This is a genomic window from Bradyrhizobium sp. 87, assembly GCF_023073015.1.
GTDB classification, from domain to species: Bacteria; Pseudomonadota; Alphaproteobacteria; order Rhizobiales; family Xanthobacteraceae; genus Bradyrhizobium; species Bradyrhizobium canariense_D.
The window spans coordinates 1-4,425 of sequence record NZ_JADPIQ010000070.1 but is presented as its reverse complement, the minus strand read 5'-3'; the positions used below and the strand labels follow the sequence as shown (position 1 = coordinate 4,425).

2 protein-coding genes are annotated in these 4,425 nt (G+C 57.1%); both read right to left on the bottom strand.

The features are described from left to right. Positions 1-183: 183 nt before the first annotated feature. Positions 184-786 (bottom strand): formate dehydrogenase FDH3 subunit beta, encoded by a 603-nt coding sequence (fdh3B, locus tag IVB50_RS16275; RefSeq protein ID WP_247296499.1) that lies wholly within the window; start codon positions 784-786, stop codon positions 184-186. 10 nt (positions 787-796) lie between these two features. Then, positions 797-3,640, bottom strand: a complete 2,844-nt coding sequence (locus IVB50_RS16270; protein WP_247296497.1) for a formate dehydrogenase subunit alpha — start codon at positions 3,638-3,640, stop codon at positions 797-799. Positions 3,641-4,425: the final 785 nt, after the last annotated feature.

The following is a 4,425-nucleotide window of genomic DNA, read 5'->3' as shown; positions in this document are numbered from 1 at the left end:
AACGTTGCTCACGATCGCCTGAAATCGCTGCTCACGATCCTCTGAAATCGTTGCTCACGATGCGCTGAAATCCGTGCTCACGATGCCGCGAAACGCGCAGCCTATGCGAGCGAAGAAGGACATGGCATTCACCCTCCGTAGTACATGGGGAGTCTGTTCGACCTTTACGCCTGACGCCCCACGTTACGGCTTGATGTCCTCATGATAAGCAGTCTCCCAGCCCCAGGCGCCGGAGCCATAGCCACGGGTTCGAGACCTTTCCTCATAGAGTTGCCCGATGATGTCGCCGTCCCCGGCGAGGAGCGATTTGGTCGAGCACATCTCTGCGCACAACGGCAGCTTGCCTTCAGCAAAGCGGTTTGAGCCGTATTTTGCATATTCGGCAGCGCTGCCAGGCTCTTCCGGACCCCCGCCGCCAGCGCAATAGGTGCATTTGTCCATCTTGCCGCGAGAGCCAAAGTTTCCGACCTGTGGATACTGAGGCGCTCCGAACGGACAGGCGTAAAAGCAGTAACCACAACCAATGCAAAGATCCTTGTTGTGGAGAACTATCCCATCATCAGTCGGATAGATGCATTGCACCGGGCACACCGACGCACATGGTGGGTCGGTGCAGTGCATGCACGCCATGGAGACCGAGCGTTCGCCAGGTTTGCCATCGTTGATGGTGACCACCCGGCGCCGATTGAGACCCCAAGGCACTTCGTTCTCGTTCTTGCAGGCGGTAACACAAGCGTTGCACTCGATGCAGCGTTCTGCGTCACAAAGAAATTTCATCCTCGCCATTGATGTACTCTCAAGCTGCTTTGATCTGACAGAGAGTTGCCTTAGGCTCCTGCATGCCGGTGGCAGGATCGTAGCCGTAAGTGGTCAACGTGTTCACGCTCTCACCCAGTACAATGGGATCGGCGCCAGGGGGGTACTTCGCTCTAAGGTCTTTGCCTTCGTACCAGCCGGCGAAATGGTAGGGCATCCATGCGACACCCCTGCCAACGCGGTCGGTGACAAGTGCTTTCATCTTGGCGCGAGAGCTATTCTCTGCGCCCATGACCCACACCCATCCGCCATCCTTGATGCCGCGCTCCGCAGCATCTGCAGGGTTGATCTCCACGAACATGTGCTGCTTCAGTTCCGCGAGCCACTTGTTGGAGCGTGTTTCCTCGCCACCGCCTTCGTACTCAACCAGTCGACCAGAGCTGAGAATCAATGGGAATTGTTTTGAGATACCTCGATCGACGGCAGCTTTCTGAACCGAGAAGCCGACGTTCGGCACGCGAAACTGGCGCGCGTCGGGTAGCGTCGGATAGTCGGAAACAAGATCCGGGCGCGGCGTGTAGATCGGTTCGCGGTGCACGGGAATGGGATCGGGCAGATTCCAGGCGATCATTCGCGCTTTGCCGTTGCCGTAGGGCGAACAACCATGCTGGATGGCCACTCGCTGAATACCACCTGAAAGGTCCGTGGACCACGAAACGAGATCGGGTTTGTCGGGGCTGACGCGAAGGATCATCTGCCATTCTTCGGGCGTAAGATCCTTGTCCCATCCAAGCTTCTTCAGCACACCAAGCGTGAACTCCGGATATCCATCCTGGATCTCAGAGCCCGTGGAGAAAGATCCCTCAGCGAGGAGATTGTCGTGCTCCTGCCGCTCGACCTCGCTGCCGTTTTCCATCACCTTGCGGGAAACCACACGCTCCACGCCAAACCGGGCGCGAAATGTACCACCCCCCTCAATCACAGGGAGCTCGGTGTTGTAGAGGATCGGGGTTCCCGGATGTCTGAACTGAGGTGTTCCCCAACATGGCCAGGGCAATCCGTAATAATCTCCCCCTACCTCAGGGTCATCTTTTGGGGCACGAAGCATGACCAGGTCGAACTTCGCCTGGTTCTTCATATGAGCTTTCAGGCGTTCGGGAGATTGCCCACAATATCCAGTGGACCATCCGCCGCGATTGATCTCCCGAAGGATGTCTTCCGCCGATACTGAACCGTTCTCGACTTTGATATTCTTGAACATCAAGTCGGCGAAGCCAAGCTTGGCCGCCAGCATGTACATCGTGTCGTAGTCATTCTTGGATTCGAAGACGGGATCGACGATCTTTTCACCCCATTGTAGGGAGCGATTTGAGGCCGTTCGCGAGCCATCCATTTCGAAGCTAGTGCAAGCGGGCAGCAAATAGATGCCGTTCTTGCGCTCGGAAAGCACGGACCACGCGGTCGGATAAGGATCGCACACCACCAGAAGTTCAAGCGTTTCGATCCCTTTTACAGCTTCCGGCATCCGGGTGATGGTATTGACGCCGTGGCCCATGACGAACATTGCCTGCACCGGATTGGGTTGAGCAACCTGATCTCTTGGCAACAAGGTGGCATCGAACCAGCGCGTGCTGGGAATGCCGGGCGTTTCCATGAGCGTCTTGCTGGGGAAGCGCCCCCTCATCCATTCGTAGTCGACGTCCCAAACCCTGCACCAATGGCGCCAAGCGTCTTCTGAAAGGCCGTAGTACAGGGGGAGAGAGGTGACATCGAGGCCTAGGTCGGTGGCACCTTGAACGTTGGTGTGACCGCGAAAGATGTTGGCGCCAGTGCCTGGTCGACCCACATTCCCAGTGGCGAGTAGCAGAAGACAGCTGGCTCGCACGTTGGCTGTACCAGTTGTAAATTGGGTTTGGCCCATCGCCCAGATCAAGGTCGAGGGTTTTTGCGTCGCGAACAGCCGCGCAATATGGCGAACCTGGGCCTCGGGAAGTCCCGTGACTCGCTCGACTTCACTTGGCGGCCACTTAGCTGCTTCTTTGCGGATTTCTTCGGCGCCATATACCCGCTGGTTGATGAATTCCTTGTCTTCCCAGCCATTCTCGAAGATATGCCACAGCATTCCGTAAATGGTCGCAATGTGAGTGCCGGGTCGAACCCGGACGTACTCGGTTGCGTGAGCCGCGGTCCGTGTCATGCGCGGATCCACAACAATCATGTTGGCTCGGTTGAGCTCTTTGCCCTCAAGAATGTGTTGGAGAGAGACTGGGTGTGCCTCGGCGGGATTCCCTCCCATGAGCAGTATTGTCTTGGCGTTGCGAATGTCGTTGTAGCTGTTCGTCATGGCGCCGTAGCCCCATGTGTTGGCTACGCCAGTAACAGTGGTCGAATGGCAGATGCGGGCCTGGTGATCTGAATTATTCGTGCCCCAAAAGGCCGCCAGCTTGCGATTGAGATAGGCCGCCTCGTTGGTGAATTTTGCAGACCCAAGCCAATAGACGGAATCGGGACCAGCCTTCTCCCTGATTGTAAGCAACCTGTCGCCGATCTCATCGATCGCCGTTTCCCAGGAAATCCGGATCCATTGGCCGTTCACAAGCTTGACAGGATAGCGCAGGCGTCGCTGGCTCAAGACGTCGTCGCGAACCGCAGCTCCCTTGCAGCAATGTGAGCCGCGATTTATCGGGCTGTCATAGTCAGGTTCCTGACCGATCCAAACTCCGTTCGAAACCTTTGCGATTACGGAACATCCAACCGAGCAATGCGTGCAGATGTTCTTGCGGGTAACCACATCTGCTCCCGGGGCAGGCGGAGCGCCAGCCTCGGCCTTACGGATGCCTTCCAAAGGAAGCGAGCCTAACACCGACAGGCCTGCAACGGTCAACCCGGATCGCTTCAGGAAGGCACGGCGGTCCTGCTCATAGCAAGAGGAGGAGCGCTCCGCACCGGTTAACCTCTTCGAGAAGGACGGCTTTGATGTCTTTACGAGCACAGGATCGTCCCTATGGAGCAGGGTATCGGTTGACGCGATAAAAGTTACGAATTTCCTGGGAGTTCGGCTGGTAGCGAGCTCTCCGCTTGCTCTTCAGATGATCCTGCTGCAGCGCCGGTCCAGATGCCGGTACTTGCAGTGCGACTATAGTCGAGGTGGCACCGGCCAGTCCGATGCCAAGAAAGTCGCGCCGTTTGAGTTCTCTGTTAGGGCATCTTTTCACGGTGTACTTTTCCAAGCTAAGCCTGACGTAACCTAACGTGCGCCGCCCCCAGCTAAGAACAGGCTCTCTCGGCCCGCTAACTTTCGAAATGGAAACATATATCGATGGCGCAGGGCGCTTCCGACCCTTCTGACGCCCAGAGTGCCTCGATCGACGGGAACAACCACACCGCTCCTGCTAGCAGCCGTTGCAAACCATCCCGGGGCAGTTAAAGCGCAGCGACAAGATACGTCGGGACGCAAACCAGGAAAAATGACGGCTCGTTATCGTTTCCATTCCATCCGTTTGGCGCTAGGGGGGCAGTCGGGAAGCTGGCCTCTCGAAACGGAGGAATCGTAGCCGACTGGCGGCTTTCCACACATGGGGTAATTCCGGGCTCGGAGCCATACTCAGGCTCTGCGAATCAGCTCTCCAGGACTCGACGAGGCCTACCCCAGGGCCTTGCAATGATGGA